The sequence below is a fragment of the Lentzea sp. NBRC 105346 genome (assembly GCF_030269605.1).
Lineage (GTDB): Bacteria > Actinomycetota > Actinomycetes > Mycobacteriales > Pseudonocardiaceae > Lentzea.
The window spans coordinates 42,209-56,686 of record NZ_BSTQ01000021.1 but is presented as its reverse complement, the minus strand read 5'-3'; the positions used below and the strand labels follow the sequence as shown (position 1 = coordinate 56,686).

Annotated in this window: 12 protein-coding genes; 5 read left to right on the top strand and 7 right to left on the bottom strand. The window is 69.0% G+C overall.

All coding sequences use genetic code 11. The features are described from left to right. Positions 1-87: 87 nt before the first annotated feature. Together QSK35_RS35920 and QSK35_RS35915 are read left to right on the top strand one after the other, a co-directional pair. A complete protein-coding gene (locus QSK35_RS35920; RefSeq protein ID WP_285752163.1) occupies positions 88-2,421 on the top strand; it encodes a ribonucleoside-diphosphate reductase subunit alpha in 2,334 nt (777 codons plus the stop codon). Beyond that, positions 2,418-3,446 (top strand): ribonucleotide-diphosphate reductase subunit beta, encoded by a 1,029-nt coding sequence (locus tag QSK35_RS35915; RefSeq protein WP_285752162.1) that lies wholly within the window; start codon positions 2,418-2,420, stop codon positions 3,444-3,446. The genes QSK35_RS35920 and QSK35_RS35915 overlap by 4 nt, the downstream gene beginning before the upstream one ends. A gap of 331 nt (positions 3,447-3,777) precedes the next feature. Here the strand turns inward: QSK35_RS35915 and QSK35_RS35910 are convergent, their stop codons facing one another. From QSK35_RS35910 to cysD, 6 genes are read right to left on the bottom strand one after another with little or no spacing between them, the layout of a single operon-like run. Further along, entirely contained in the window at positions 3,778-4,233 is a 456-nt protein-coding gene (locus QSK35_RS35910; RefSeq protein WP_285752161.1) for an SRPBCC domain-containing protein, read from the bottom strand. Beyond that, positions 4,230-5,006, bottom strand: coding sequence for an SDR family oxidoreductase (locus QSK35_RS35905; RefSeq protein WP_285752160.1), 777 nt, complete (start codon positions 5,004-5,006; stop codon positions 4,230-4,232). The genes QSK35_RS35910 and QSK35_RS35905 overlap by 4 nt, the downstream gene beginning before the upstream one ends. Continuing rightward, on the bottom strand, positions 5,006-6,139 hold the full coding sequence (locus QSK35_RS35900; RefSeq protein ID WP_285752159.1) for a sulfotransferase: 1,134 nt from the start codon (positions 6,137-6,139) through the stop codon (positions 5,006-5,008). Before QSK35_RS35900 ends, QSK35_RS35905 begins: the two co-directional genes overlap by 1 nt. Next, entirely contained in the window at positions 6,136-7,191 is a 1,056-nt protein-coding gene (locus tag QSK35_RS35895; protein ID WP_285752158.1) for a DUF1214 domain-containing protein, read from the bottom strand. The genes QSK35_RS35900 and QSK35_RS35895 overlap by 4 nt, the downstream gene beginning before the upstream one ends. A gap of 55 nt (positions 7,192-7,246) precedes the next feature. Further along, positions 7,247-9,025, bottom strand: a complete 1,779-nt coding sequence (gene cysC / locus QSK35_RS35890) for an adenylyl-sulfate kinase (RefSeq protein ID WP_285752157.1) — start codon at positions 9,023-9,025, stop codon at positions 7,247-7,249. Further along, complete coding sequence (cysD, locus tag QSK35_RS35885; RefSeq protein WP_285752156.1) at positions 9,025-9,912, bottom strand: sulfate adenylyltransferase subunit CysD; 888 nt, start codon at positions 9,910-9,912, stop codon at positions 9,025-9,027. Before cysD ends, cysC begins: the two co-directional genes overlap by 1 nt. A 92-nt stretch (positions 9,913-10,004) precedes the next feature. Here cysD and QSK35_RS35880 point away from each other — a divergent pair, with 92 nt between their 5' ends. Then, positions 10,005-10,622 (top strand): TetR/AcrR family transcriptional regulator, encoded by a 618-nt coding sequence (locus tag QSK35_RS35880; RefSeq protein ID WP_285752155.1) that lies wholly within the window; start codon positions 10,005-10,007, stop codon positions 10,620-10,622. A gap of 144 nt (positions 10,623-10,766) precedes the next feature. Here the strand turns inward: QSK35_RS35880 and QSK35_RS35875 are convergent, their stop codons facing one another. Further along, the gene (locus QSK35_RS35875; RefSeq protein WP_285752154.1) at positions 10,767-12,800 is read right to left on the bottom strand and encodes an ATP-binding protein; all 2,034 of its coding nucleotides are present in this window, start codon (positions 12,798-12,800) and stop codon (positions 10,767-10,769) included. Positions 12,801-13,057: 257 nt separating this feature from the next. Between QSK35_RS35875 and QSK35_RS35870 the strand changes: the two genes are divergently transcribed. Together QSK35_RS35870 and QSK35_RS35865 are read left to right on the top strand one after the other, a co-directional pair. Beyond that, complete coding sequence (locus tag QSK35_RS35870; RefSeq protein ID WP_285752153.1) at positions 13,058-13,204, top strand: hypothetical protein; 147 nt, start codon at positions 13,058-13,060, stop codon at positions 13,202-13,204. A 40-nt stretch (positions 13,205-13,244) separates the two neighbouring features. Further along, complete coding sequence (locus QSK35_RS35865; RefSeq protein WP_285752309.1) at positions 13,245-14,285, top strand: NAD-dependent epimerase/dehydratase family protein; 1,041 nt, start codon at positions 13,245-13,247, stop codon at positions 14,283-14,285. The last annotated feature ends 193 nt before the right edge of the window (positions 14,286-14,478 follow it).

Sequence of the window (14,478 nt, the reverse complement as noted above, 5' to 3'; positions counted from 1 at the left end):
CGAGGGAGGGCGGGAGGACGTGGCGGTCGCGCGCGCCCGTCTACTCCTCGCTGCTCTCGGTGTCGCCGAGCTCGCGAGGAGAGAGCTGTGACGGTCGTCGACACGACGACAGTGTTCAATTCGGGCACGATGCGGGTGCGCAAGCGAAACGGCGCCCTGGAACCCGTTGACGTCAACAAGATCGTGCGCGCGGTGCAGCGCTGTGCCGTCCATCTCAAGGAGATCGACCCGCTGCGGGTCGCGACCAAGACGATCAGCGGTCTGTACGACGGCGCCACCACCGAGGAACTGGACCGGCTGTCGATCCAGACGGCCGCGGCGCTCGTCGCCGAGGAACCCGAGTACTCCAAGCTCGCCGCCGGCCTGCTCGCCGCGTACATCGAGAAGGAAGTTCGCAGGCAGGGCGTCCAGTCGTTCAGCCAGAGCATCGCGCTCGGGCACGCCGAAGGGCTCATCGGGGACGCGACCGCGAAGTTCGTGGCCGCCAACGCCCGCAAGCTGGACGACGCGATCGACCTGGACGCCGACCGGAGGTTCGAGTACTTCGGCCTGCGGACGGTCTACGACCGCTACCTGCTGCGTCACCCGGCGCGGCGAGCGGTGATCGAGCAGCCGCAGTACTGGCTGCTGCGCGTGGCGTGCGGCCTGTCGCACACCGCGACCGAGGCGATCGACTTCTACCGGCTGATGTCGTCGCTGGCGTATCTGCCCAGCTCGCCGACGCTGTTCAACTCCGGCACCGTGCACACCCAGATGTCGTCGTGCTACCTGCTGGACTCGCCGCGCGACGAGCTGGAGTCCATCTACGAGCGGTACGCGCAGATCGCGCGGCTGTCGAAGTTCGCGGGTGGCATCGGCGTGCAGTGGTCGCGCGTGCGGTCGCGCGGCGCGCTGATCCGCGGCACGAACGGGCACTCCAACGGCATCGTGCCGTGGCTGCGCACGCTGGACGCCTCGGTGTCGGCGGTGAACCAGGGCGGCCGCCGCAAGGGCGCGGCGTGCGTGTACCTGGAGACGTGGCACCCGGACATCGAGGAGTTCCTGGAGCTGCGCGACAACACCGGCGAGGACGCGCGCCGTACGCACAACCTCAACCTGGCCAACTGGATCCCGGACGAGTTCATGCGCCGCGTCGAGGCGGACGCCGACTGGTCGCTGTTCGACCCGGACGAGGTACCCGAGCTGGTCGACCTGTGGGGTCCGGCGTTCGACGACGCCTACCGCGCCGCCGAGGAGGCGGGCCGGGCGGTCCGCACGGTCAAGGCGCGTGACCTTTATGGACGGATGGTCCGCACGCTGGCGCAGACGGGCAACGGCTGGATGACGTTCAAGGACACCGCGAACCGCACCTGCAACCAGACCGCCGAGCCGGGCAACGTGGTGCACCTGTCCAACCTGTGCACCGAGATCCTCGAGGTCACCAGTGATTCCGAGACCGCGGTGTGCAACCTGGGTTCGGTCAACCTGGGCGCGCACGTCGCTGATGGCCATATCGACTGGGACCGCCTGCGCGCCACCGTTCGCACGGCCGTGGTCTTCCTCGACCGCGTGATCGACATCAACTACTACCCGACGGAACAGGCGGCGCGCAGCAACCCGCGCTGGCGGCCGGTCGGGCTCGGCGTCATGGGCTTGCAGGACGTGTTCTTCAAGCTGCGCCTGCCGTTCGACTCACCGCAGGCGCGGGAGCTGTCGACCCGCATCGCCGAGGAGATCTACCTCACCGCACTGGAGTCGTCGGCGTCGCTGGCGGAGTCGGCGGGCGCGCACCCCGCGTACGCGCAAACCCGTGCCGCACAGGGGGATCTGCAGCCCGACCTGTGGGGCGTCACGCCCACGCAGACCGAGCGGTGGGCCGCCGTGCGCGAGCGCATCGCCGAGCACGGCCTGCGCAACTCGCTGCTGATCGCGGTCGCGCCGACGGCCACGATCGCGTCGATCGCGGGCTGCTTCGAGTGCATCGAGCCGCAGGTGTCCAACACCTTCAAGCGCGAGACGCTCTCCGGCGAGTTCCTGCAGATCAACTCGTACCTGGTGCGGGAGCTGAAGTCCCGCGGCCTGTGGACCGGGGAGATCCGGGCGCGCCTCAAGCAGGCCGACGGTTCCGTGCAGGGACTGGTAGAGCTGCCCGACGACGTCCGCTCGTTGTTCCGCACGGCCTGGGAACTGCCACAGAAGTCGTTGATCGAACTGGCCGCCGCGCGCGGCCCGTACATCGACCAGAGCCAGTCGCTGAACCTGTTCGTCGCGTCGCCGACGATCGGGAAACTCTCCTCGATGTACCTCTACGCCTGGAAAGCCGGGCTGAAGACCACGTACTACCTGCGCTCCCGTCCGGCGACGCGCATCCAGCAGGCGACCGTGCCCGCGGCAGTCGCCTGCTCCCTGGAAAACCCCGAGTCCTGTGAGGCCTGCCAGTGACCACGCTAGAGAACACCGCCCGCCAGCACGCCCTGCTCGACCCCGGCATGGACCTCACGTTGCGCCCCATGCGCTACCCGCTGTTCTACGAACGCTTCCGTGACGCGATCAAGAACACGTGGACCGTCGAAGAGGTCGACCTGCACAGCGATCTAGCCGACCTCGGGAAGCTCTCGTCCGCCGAGCGGCACCTGGTGAACCGCCTCGTGGCGTTCTTCGCGACCGGCGACACGATCGTCGCGAACAACCTGGTGCTCAACCTCTACGAGCACGTGAACGCGCCGGAGGCCCGGCTCTACCTGTCGCGGCAGCTGTTCGAGGAGGCCGTGCACGTCCAGTTTTACTTGACACTGCTCGACACCTATCTCCCCGACGAGAACGAGCGCGCCGAGGCGTTCGCCGCGGTGGAGACGATCCCGTCGATCCGCGCCAAGGCCGAGTTCTGCTACAAGTGGATCGACTCGATCTCTTCCCTGACGCGCCTGGAGACGCGCGAGGACCGCCGGTCTTTCCTGCTGAACCTGATCTGCTTCGCCGCGTGCATCGAGGGCCTGTTCTTCTACGGCGCCTTCGCGTACGTCTACTTCCTGCGCTCGCGCGGGCTGCTGAACGGACTCGCCTCCGGGACCAACTGGGTGTTCCGCGACGAGTCGATGCACATGGCGTTCGCCTTCGACGTCGTCGACACGGTGCGCCGCGAGGAGCCGGACCTGTTCGACTCGGCTTTGCACGAGCAGGTGCGGGAGATGCTGCGCGAGGCGGTGGACGCGGAGGTCCAGTTCGCGGAGGACCTGCTGGAGGGCGGTGTGGCGGGCATGTCGGTGGCCGACATGCGGTCGTATCTGGAGCACGTCGCCGACCGGCGGCTGCAGGTGCTGGGGATCGAGCCGATCTACGGCTCGAGGAACCCGTTCGCGTTCATGGAGCTGCAGGACGTGCAGGAGCTGTCGAACTTCTTCGAACGCCGGGTGTCGGCGTATCAGGTAGCGGTGAGCGGCACAGTATCGTTCGACGAGGAGTTCTAGGGCTCGCGAAACCAGGACTCTGGGCTCCTCGGACACCACGGGTGCGAGAAGCCTTGCGACACCACGGGTACAGAGCACCTCAAACACCACTGACAGGTAGAGGGGCGCGTCTGGTGGGTAGCTCGCGATTGGGGCTTGACTTGGGGTGCGAGGCGCTACACTCGGCGGCGCGGGCGTTTCACCTCTGCCCGTTTGAGCCCGCCAGCGCCTCTGCCCAGAATTAGGCACAGGGCCAATGAGGTCTCAAGTCAAGCCCCAATCGCAATCCGGACCACCGCAGCGCCCCGCCCCAGATCGCTATCGCCCCGGACCACGAAACCGACGCCCAGGTCTACAACGCCAACCGCAAGGCAAGTACACGATCCCGCAACGCATGGGCCACAGCGTCGAACCCCCGCTTCACCCAAGCGCCCTGCGTGGCCATCACAGCGTCCGCGTACTTGCCAGTAAACGTCTCGCAAGTGTGGTAGCGGCACCGATCCGAGCCCAACGAGGTGATCCGCTGATCGCGAGTCCCAAGCAGGCCAGGAAAAGTGTCACCGGTGTCGTAACGCAGCAGCCGAGGCGGCTCAACGACCCGGATGTACTCCCGGCTGACGAACGTCCCAGCACTCCCATCCGGGTTGGGCAGCGTGAGATCGATGGGATCGCCCACCCCCAGCGTGGTGTCAACCTTCAACGTGTACGGATTCCACTGTGGATAGTTCGCGTAGTCGACCAGCACGTCCCACACAAACGCCGCGGGCGCATCGATCTCAACGACGACCGACTCGACGACGTGGCTCACGGCATGTACTCCCCGCCGTTGACGTCCAGCGTAGCGCCGGTAATCTCAGAAGCGTTGCGGGACAACAGGAACAGCACCGCACCGGTACACGCGTCGTCAGTTGGAATCCGGCCGAGCGGAATACGGCCGGCAACCTCGTCGTAGATCTCCTGCTCGGGCACGCCGCGGTTCTCCGCCTTCATCTTGATGTAGAACCGCACGCTGGGCCCATCCAACCAGCCCATGATCACGTGGTTGGCCCGGATGCCGTGCGAGCCGAGCTCCAGCGCCAGGTACTGGGTAGCGGTGGCCATCGCCGCCTTCGGCACCGCGTACCCACCCTCGCCGCGGCTGGGCTTGCGGGTGGTCATCGTGCCGATGTTGACGATCGAACCACGGCCGGCGGCCTTCATGTGCGGCACCACCGCGCGGGTGACGTTGAGGGCGCCGAACAGGGTGATGTCGAGCGATCGGCGGATCGCCTTCTCCGGCGTGTCCAGCAGGTCGGTGAACCCGGCGTGTCCGAACGCCGAGTTGACCAGTCCGGTGATGGTGCCGAACCGGTCCAGCGCGGTGTCCACCAGCCGGGCCACGTCGTCCGGCTTGCGCACGTCGCACGACACGCCGACAGCCTCGCCGCCCGCGTTCGCGACCTCCTTCTCCGCCTGTGTCATGACCTCGGTCGAGCGTGCGGCCATGACGACCTTGGCGCCTTGGGCGGCGGCGCGCAGCGCCAGCTTGCTGCCCAGGCCGGGGCCGACTCCGGTGATCACCACGACCTCGTCGTCCAGCATCACAGGTACTCCTCCGTGTAGAACGCGAAGTCCTCGGCCAGTTGTGTTTCGGAGAGCCCGAAGTCCTGCGGGGTGTAGGAATGCGAGCCGTGCCGTTCGGTGCGGTTCTGTTCCAGATACGCCGCGAAGGCCGCGTCGTCGGCCGCGGATGGGGTCAGGCCGAGTTCGCCGAGCACCCGGCGGGCGACCTCGATCGGCTTGCTGACCGTGTCCGCGAAGTGCACGTCGACGAACCGCTCGGGCCGGGCCGCGCGGGCGCGGGAGAACGAACGCAGGGTCGCGGCGAACCGGCCTGACCAGTACTGTCCAAGATGGATCGGATCGACGGTTTCGCTGTACTGCAAGGACATCGTCTGCACCATCGAGGCGAACGAGGGGACCGCCTTGACGGGTGAACGGTGGGTCATGACGATCTTGCAGTCGGCGAACGTGTCCAGCACGGTGTCCACCGCGGTCAGGTGGTGGGGCGACTTGAGCACCCACGGGCCGCGTGCAGGGTTCTGCCACTGCAACACCTGCAGCCATTCGCGTAGTTCGGCGTAGGCCTTGCTCTGGTCGGCGGCGCGCAGCCAGTCGCCGTAGCCGGGGATCCGGTAGAAGGTGTCGTAGCTCATCGACACGAACGTCCGGTCCAGCAGGATCACGTCCTCCTCCGGGCCGTCCCACACGACGGTGTGGATGTCGCGGAACGCGGGGGAGAGCTCTTCGAACATCCGCATCCGCTCCTGGGCGCGGCGTTTGCGTTCGGCCGCGTCCGGGCCCTCGCCGGGGAACGGGATCGGGTAGGCGACCTCCCATGACAGCGTCGAGGTGAGCTGGGGTGACGCGGCGAGCAGCCGGTGCAGCAGGGTGGAGCCGGTGCGCGGCAGGCCGCAGATCTCAGCGGCGACCCGTATCTCGGTCGCGAGGATCTCCGGGTGTTCGCGTTGCAGCGCGCGCAGCCGCAGCCGGTCGGCTAGCAGCGCGGTCAGCCGGTGGCGGGTGAGCTCCAGGCCCAGCGGCGACAGGTCGGCCTCGGTGTTGAGGCTCGTGACCAGCACGTCCAGCGGTTCGCGGAACCAGTCGTCGCCGAACTCGGTCAGCCCGGTCTTCGCGCACGCTTTCCCGAGCAGTTCTTCGACGTTCAACGTCATCGGAGGTCCTCCAGTGGCACGACACGGCACTTCGGGATCGGGTGTTCGGTGGCGCCGAGCCAGCGCAGCAAGGCCGTGCCCGAGGTGTGGCCGCACGTGTCGATCCAGTTGCCGACACCGGGATCGCGTTCGGCCACCACGATCATCAGGCGGCCGTCGGCGTCGAGCACCGCCGTGTGCTTGTTGACGGAGATCCGGCGCCGGTGGTCCAGCGACTCCATCCACCAGTTGTCCAGCTGGAAGTTCCAGTACGGGCAGTCCGGTACGTCGGTCTCGATCACCCAGGCCTCGCCAGAGCCCAGCGACCAGTAGCCGTGCAGGTAGAAGATCTCCGGGTCGCCGCCGGCCCGCTGGAACATGTCCTGCCCGAAGTCGGGCAGCTCGTTCGGTCTGGTCATGAACGTCTCGGTCCAGTGCGCGAAGGTGGCCGCGGTGCCGTGCACGGACAACGCCGCCCGCTGCAGCGCCTTGGCGAGGAACTCGGGCGTGAGGTGCGCCGGTTCGGCGGGGCCGCCGACCTGCTCGATGTGCCACCGTCCGGGCGTCTCGGTCTCCCGGTCCAGGTACGTCTGCCGCACCACCAGGCCGGTCGAGTCCGGGGCGAGCGGCAGCCAGTTACGGCCCTGCCGAGTCGCGCTCGCGATGATCTCGACCGTGCCGTCAGCATCAACCACGAGGTCGGCGTCGGACAGCTCGCCGGTGGACGCCATGGTGCCGTCCTTGGCGTAGCGGTTGGCCTTGGAGCCGATGCTGAAGTACGCGATGGTGCCCCGCTCACCGGTGATCCGGTAGGTCCGGTCACCCCGGATGTTCGCGGACAGGTAGACGTTGTCGGGGTTGTCCGCGCCGATCTTGACGAGGTCGAGCTCGTGGAACCGCGGGAAGTCGGGATCGGCGTTGTCCACGCACGAATAGAGCATTTCGCGGGTCAGCCGGGCGAGGTAGCGGAAGCCCTCCGCGCGGTCCAGGGGAGTGTCGGGGGCCTGGTCGGACAGGATGACCTGGCCCGCGCGCTCCAGCGCCTGGCAGAACTGTGACCACGGCTCCGACACGCCGACCTCCCGGTTAGAACGTGTTCTAGTGAACATAGCGGATTTCGAACAACGTTCAACAGATGCCGAGCGCCCGGAGTTTCGCGACCACGACACCTGCCGCGACCTCCGGACTGAGCGCCGTGGTGTCCAGCCGGATCTCGGGGTTCTCCGGTGGCTCGTAAGGCGAGTCGATGCCGGTGAAGTTGGCCAGCTCGCCGCGCCGGGCGCGCGCGTAGAGGCCCTTCGGGTCGCGTTGCTCGGCGACGGAAAGGGGGGTGTCGACGAAGACCTCGCAGAACTCGTTCTCCTCGACCAGGTCCCTGGCGAGCGCGCGTTCGGCGCGGAACGGCGAGATGAACGAGACCAGCACGATCAGCCCGGCCTGGACCATCAGCGCGGCCACCTCGGCGATGCGGCGGATGTTCTCCACGCGGTCGGCGTCGGTGAACCCGAGGTCGGAGTTCAGCCCGTGCCGCACGTTGTCGCCGTCCAGCAGGAAGGTGTGCCTGCCTTCGGCGTGCAGCGTCTTCTCGACGAGGTCGGCGATGGTCGACTTGCCCGCGCCGGACAGTCCGGTGAGCCAGACGACGCACGGCCGGTGCCCGTTGCGTTCGGCGCGGGCCCGCTTGTCCACGGTCAGCGTCTGCCACCGCACGTTGGCCGAGCGGCGCAGCGCACAGTCGATCATGCCGGCGCCGACGGTGGCGTTGGTCAGCCGGTCGAGCACGACGAACGACCCGAGATCGCGGTTGGTGCGATAGGTCTCGAACGGCACGGGCGTGTCGAAGTGCACGTCGGCGACGGCGATCTCGTTGAGCTGTAACGGTTTCTCGATGGTGACGTTGACCGTCCGGGCGCCGATCTTGGCCAGGTATTGCCGGCCTGGCAGCAGGCCGGACTCGTCCATCCAGACCAGGTGTGCCTGGAACGTGTCGGCGGTGCCGGGCGGGTCCTCGGCGGCGGCGAGCACGTCACCGCGGCTGACGTCCACCTCGTCGGCGAGCACCACGGTCACGGACGTCCCGGTCGGTGCCTCGGCCAGGTCGCCGTCCATGGTGACGATCCGGTCCACAACGGACTCCCGGTCGCCGGGCAGCACGCGGACCGGGTCGCCCTTGCGCAACGTTCCGCGCAGCACGCGCCCGGAGTAGCCGCGGAAGTCGGCGTCCGGCCGGTTGACCCACTGCACCAGGAACCGCGACGGCCCGTCCGGTGCTTCGTCGATCTCGACCGACTCCAGCCACTGCAGCAGGGACTTCCCGTCGTACCAAGGAGTGAGCTCGCTGCGGCCGACCACGTTGACACCGTCGGTCGCCGACATCGGCACACAGGTCACCTCGGCGAAGTCCAGGCCGAGTGCGGTGAACTCCCCGCAGATCTTGTCGAAGATCTCCTTGGAGTAACCGACGAGGTCCAGCTTGTTCACGGCGAGCGCGACATGCCGGATGCCCAGCAGCGAAACGATGTGCGCGTGCCTGCGGGTCTGGGCGAGCACGCCCTTGCGCGCGTCGAGCAGGATCACCGCGGCGTCCGCCGTGGACGCCCCGGTGACCATGTTGCGGGTGTACTGCTCGTGGCCCGGCGTGTCCGCGACGATGAACCGCCGGGCCTCGGTGGCGAAGAACCGATGCGCGACGTCGATGGTGATGCCCTGCTCGCGTTCGGCGGCCAGACCGTCGACCAGCAACGCGAAGTCGAGGTCGTCGCCGCGGGTGCCGACGCGCTTCGAGTCGGCTTCGAGCGCGGCGAGATGGTCGGTGTAGAGCAGCTTGGACTCGTACAAGAGCCGGCCGATCAGCGTGCTCTTGCCGTCGTCCACGCTGCCGCAGGTGATGAACCGCAGGAGTTCCATCAGAAGTAGCCCTCCTGCTTCTTGCGTTCCATGGACCCGCTCTGGTCGTGGTCGATCACCCGGCCCTGCCGCTCGGAGGTCGTCGCGGCGCGCATCTCCTCGATGATCTCCGGGACGGTCCGCGCGGTGCTCCGGACGGCACCGGTCAGCGGATAGCAGCCGAGCGTGCGGAACCGGACCAGTTCTTGCCGGGGCGCTTCGGTGAGCGGCATGCGGTCGTCATCCACCATGATCAGCGCGCCGTCGCGGTCGACCACGGGCCGTTCCTTCGCGAAGTACAGCGGCACCACGGGAATCCGCTCGCGTTCGACGTAACACCAGACGTCCAGCTCGGTCCAGTTCGACAGCGGGAACACCCGGATGCTCTCGCCGGGCGCGACCCGCGTGTTGTAGAGCCGCCACAGCTCCGGACGCTGGTTCTTCGGATCCCACCGATGTTGCCTGGTGCGGAAGGAGAACACCCGCTCCTTGGCACGGGACGCCTCCTCGTCACGCCGCGCGCCGCCGAACGCCACGTCGAACCGGTGCTTGTCGAGCGCCTGCCGGAGTCCCTGCGTCTTCCAGAGGTCGGTGTGCCGCGCCGAGCCGTGGTCGAACGGGTTGATGCCCAGCGCCACGCACTCCGGGTTGCGGTGCACGATGAGCTCCAGCCCGAGCTCCCGCGCGGTCCGGTCGCGGAACTCGATCATCTCACGGAACTTCCACGTGGTGTCCACGTGCAGCAACGGGAACGGCGGCTTCGACGGGTAGAACGCCTTGCGTGCCAAGTGGAGCAGCACCGAGCTGTCCTTGCCGATCGAGTACAGCAGCACCGGCCGTTCGCTCTCCGCGACCGCCTCGCGGAAGATGTCGATGCTGTCGGCCTCCAGCCGATCGAGGTGGTTCACGCGTACCTCCTCCAACGCATACCGGCACCGTAGCAACCAAACCGAACAACGTTCAATATGCTTCTGAACGTTGTTCAATGTAGGCTTCACGGGTGAGTACGGAGCAGACCACGGCGTGGGGCGACGCGGAGGGCAGGCGCCGGGACATCCTGTCGTCGGCCGAACTGATCCTCGAGGAGCACGGGTACGCCGGCCTGACCATGCGCGCCATCGCGGTCGGCGCGGGTGTCAGCTCCGGGACCGTCTACCAGTACTTCGACGGCAAAGAGGACGTGTTCGCCGCACTGATGGAGCGGCGGCTCGACGACCTGCGCCGCACGCTCGCGGAGGTGGACCGCGGGCTCGGCATCGCGGGTGTGCTGCGCGAGATCGAGCCGCAGGTGACCGAGCTGTGGCGGCGGTTCGGCCGGTCGGCCGCGCAGTGGGAGGCCAAGGTGCTGGCGGGTGGCCGGCGGGGCAAGGAGGCCACCGGTTCGGTGAAGGTTTATCGCAAGACGATCACCGCTTTGGCGCGGACACTTGCCGAGACCGCCGAGGCCGCGGGGCAGACGCTTCTCGACGATCCGGCGCTGCCGCACTGGGTGTGGGACTCGTTGATCGGTCTCGCCGACGACCTGTTGTTGCAGGGCTCGCGGACGAGCCGGGTGCGGCCCGCGGACCTCATCGCGTTCGCGACCGGGGCGATCGAGCGGGGCATCGTCGCGGGTTGAGACGCGATGTGTGGTGTTCCCTGACGTGCCGGACCGCCGTTCTTGGTACGCATGGCGCATCGCCGCACAACGCGGTACTGCTCCAACGCGTGTCGCCAGCGGGCCTATCGGCAGCGGGCCGTCATGGCCGCGCAGTTCACACCCTCACCCGCTCCGCCCGTCATCGGCGCGGATGAGCTCACCGGCCGGTCCTAGCGGCGACCGGCGGCGCGCCCACGCGGCGAGCTCCGTCCGGGACCGCAGGCCGAGCACGGCCCTGGCGCGAGCGAGCTCGTTGACCACGGTCCGGTCCGAGACCCCGCACGCGCGGGCGATCTGGCCGTTCGTCCGGCCCTCGCCGACCAGCTCGAGGATCCGCCGCTGCCGGCTGCTCAACGCGGCCGGCACGCGGCTCTGCCGGCCGGGCTGGTCCGGGACGGCGTGGCCGAACGGCGCCGGGGCGCCGCTGCGCCGCGCGATTTCCGCCGACAGCCGTTGTGCCCGGACGAGCGCCATGTCGTCGCCCAGCTCGTGGTAAGCCGCGACCGTGCGTGCGGCGACGATCGCGGCGTCGGCGAGGTCGCCGCGCCACAACCCGAGCAGGGCCATGCTCTCCCACGCCGCCGCGACGCCCTGCGGTTGATCGAGCAGGTCGCTCAGGTGGGCGCCGCGGGACAGGCAGGCCTCGGCCGCGGTGAACTCGCCGCGCCGCAGCCGCGCGCGGCCGGTCTCCAGCAACGCGGCCGCCAGCATCGGCCGGCTCTCACACTGCTCGGCCGCCGCATACGCGCGCGCGGCATGGCGCAGCGCGTCCTCGTGGTCGCTGAGGCCGCTGGCGATCCGCGCGGCCTGGACATGCGGCAGTGGCCGGTCGGGTGCGTCGCGCAACGCGGCCTGCACCAGCTCTCCGGCGCGCGCGAACTCGAACCGCTCGATGAGCACTGCCGCGATGGCGGTGCAGAGCGGGACGCCGCGATCATCGCCGTGTTCGACCGCCCACTGCTGCGCGTGGGTCAGGTCGTCGAGCCGCCTGGTGAGCACGGCCAGCAGAGCCGGTGACACCACCACGGCACGGGTGAGCTCGTCCGCCATCAGCGCGAGCCACTCGACGAGGTTGTCGACGGCGAGCTGTTCGTCGCCGGCCTCACGGAGGTGCTCGGTGGCGTACTCGCGCATCATCTTCGCCATGCGGTAGCCGGATTCCGGGCCCAGCGCCGGCAACAGCAGCGACTTCTCCCGCAACGTGGTGAGCAGCCTGCCGATCCGGGGCACGAGCTCGGAGATGTCGGCGCAGACGGCGGCGGCCTCGGTGGGACCGAAGTCTCCGGACAGCACCGCCAGCCGGCGCAACGTGATCCGCTCGTCGGCGGTCAGCAGGCGATGGCTCACGTCCAGGGCGGACCGGAAGGAACGGTGCCGTTCGCGCGCGGTCCGGTGTCCCACGGTGAGCAGGGGCAGGCTGGGTTCGAGCACGGTCAGGATCTCCTCCGGTGGGAACACCCGCGCGAACTGGGCGCAGAGCTCGACCGCGAGCGGGTTGCCGTCCAGCCGGTCGCACACCGACTCGATGGCGGGCGTGGTCGCGGGACCACGGTTCGCCCGATCGCCGAACAGCTCCGCGGCCGCGTGGCCGAGTCCGTCGAGCTCGACCACGACCTCGTCTGGCAACCGCAGCTTCTCCCTGCTGGTGACCAGGAAACCGATCTCACGGTCGCCGGCCGACCACTTGTCGACGGCGCGCGCCAGGGTCGCGACGTGTGCCTCGCAGTCGTCCAGCACCACCAGGTCGGCTTCGCCGGTCGGGGTGCCGGAGGCGAGCCGGCTCAGCGCGCCCACCTGACCGGGTTGCGCGGCGTCGAACCACAGCACGCGGCGGCGGGATCCGATGCGCCGGGCGAACTCGGCCGCCAGCCGGCTCTTCCCGCAACCCGGCGCTCCGATCACGGTCACGACCCGATTGGCGCCGAGCAGTTGTTCCAGTTGCGCGAGTTCCTCGTCGCGCCCGACAAACCGGTCGATGTGGACGGGCGGCCGCATCGCCCCGGCCGGCAGCGGGGCGTGGCTCTTACCTGGATGAAAACGTTGCCGGTACGCCCCCTGACGACAGGCGTCCGAGCAGTAGCGGCGCTTGCGGCCCGGCTGGGCTGTCTCAGCGGGAACCGTTGTGCCGCAATGAAGGCAGGCGCGAGAGGCAGACACGCTGTCGATTGTGGGCAGGCTGCCGATGTGCGGCAAGGGATGTGCGCATACGTCGTGCCGTAACGGCGGTGTTCGCGGTTGTCGTTGGTAGCCATCGGAGGCGACCGTGGTAGCGGGAAGATCACCATGAATGCGCCGCCAAGTCCACTGTGGACACGTATTCGAGAGGTGCGAGGCAGCCATGACGAACCAGCCACACCGGGCTGATCGCCGGAACACTGACGACGGCACGGTTCGCCACGTTCAATCGGGCGTGCGTGGGCGCTCAGCTCGCCCGGATGGAGCTGCGGGTGGCGATGGGCGCGCTCGCGCGGCGGCTGCGGTTCGCGGTGCCGCCGGATTCCCTCGAATTCGTCGAGGGGCAACTGATCCCTGGGCTGAGGTCGTTGCCGGTCGAATGGTGAGGTTGACGTGCCCGGACGCGGGTAGCCGAGTGGCATGAACCTGCGGATCGTGGTGACGGGGGCCAGTGGCAACGTGGGCACGAGCGTGGTGCGGGCGCTCAGCTCGGAGCCGGCCGTCGGCTCGATCCTCGGGCTGGCGCGCCGCAAGCCCTCGTGGTCGTGTCCCAAACTCGAGTGGGCCGAGGCGGACATCGGCGTGGCCGACCTCGACCCGTTGGTGGGTGGAGCCGACGTGGTGATCCACCTCGCCTGGCTGCTGCAGCCGGCGCGGGACCCGGTGACGACGTGGCGGACGAACGTGCTGGGTGGCATCCGGGTCTTCGAGTCGGTGGCCCGCACCCAGGTGCCCGCGCTGGTGTACGCCTCGTCGGTCGGCGCCTACTCGCCCGGCCCGAAGGACCGCGCGGTCACCGAGAGCTGGCCGACCCACGGCTGGCCCGCCGCGTCCTACACCAGGGAGAAGGCGTACCTGGAGCGCTACCTCGACGCGTTCGAGCCGCGGCACCCGTCGGTACGCGTGGTGCGGATGCGGCCCGCGTTCCTGCTCAAACGGGAGTCGGCCGCCGAGCAGCGCCGGTTGTTCCTCGGGCCACTGTTCCCCGGCGGCATCACCCGGCACGTTCCGGTGGTGCCCGACGTGGACGGGTTGCGGATCCAGGCGATGCACACCGACGATGCCGCTTCGGCCTACCTGCTGGCGGCCACTCAGGATGTTCGCGGCGCGTTCAATCTCGCGGTGGAACCCGTTCTCGACGCTCCGGTGCTCGCTCGGATCCTCGGCGCGCGGACTGTGCGGCTGCCGCGGTGGGCTTTGCGCGTACCGCTGGCCGCTGCCTGGCATCTGCACGCGGTGCCCGCGGATCCGGACCTGTTCGACGCCATGTTGCGGCTGCCGGTGATGGATGCCGGGCGGGCGCGGGCCGAGCTCGGGTGGGTGCCGCGGTTCACCGCTACCGAGGCGGTTGAGGAGTTGTTGGACGGGCTGCGTGACGGCACGGGTGGGCCGACTCCGCCGTTGACGCCGCGGGTTGAGGGTGGGCGGCTCGGTGAGCTGCGCACTGGCGTGGGTAGCCGACCCTGAGGCGAAGGGTTGCTGGACGGGTTGCGTGCGGGCGCGGGTGGGCCGGCATCGCCATTGATGTCGCGCGTCGAGGGCGAGCTGCGCACTGGTGTCGGCAGGCGGACCTGAGGCGAGGGGTTGCTGGACGGGCTGTGCGCGGCCACGCGTGGGCCGACGCCGCCGCTGACGCCGCGCGTGCCGTGAGGTTGGGCAG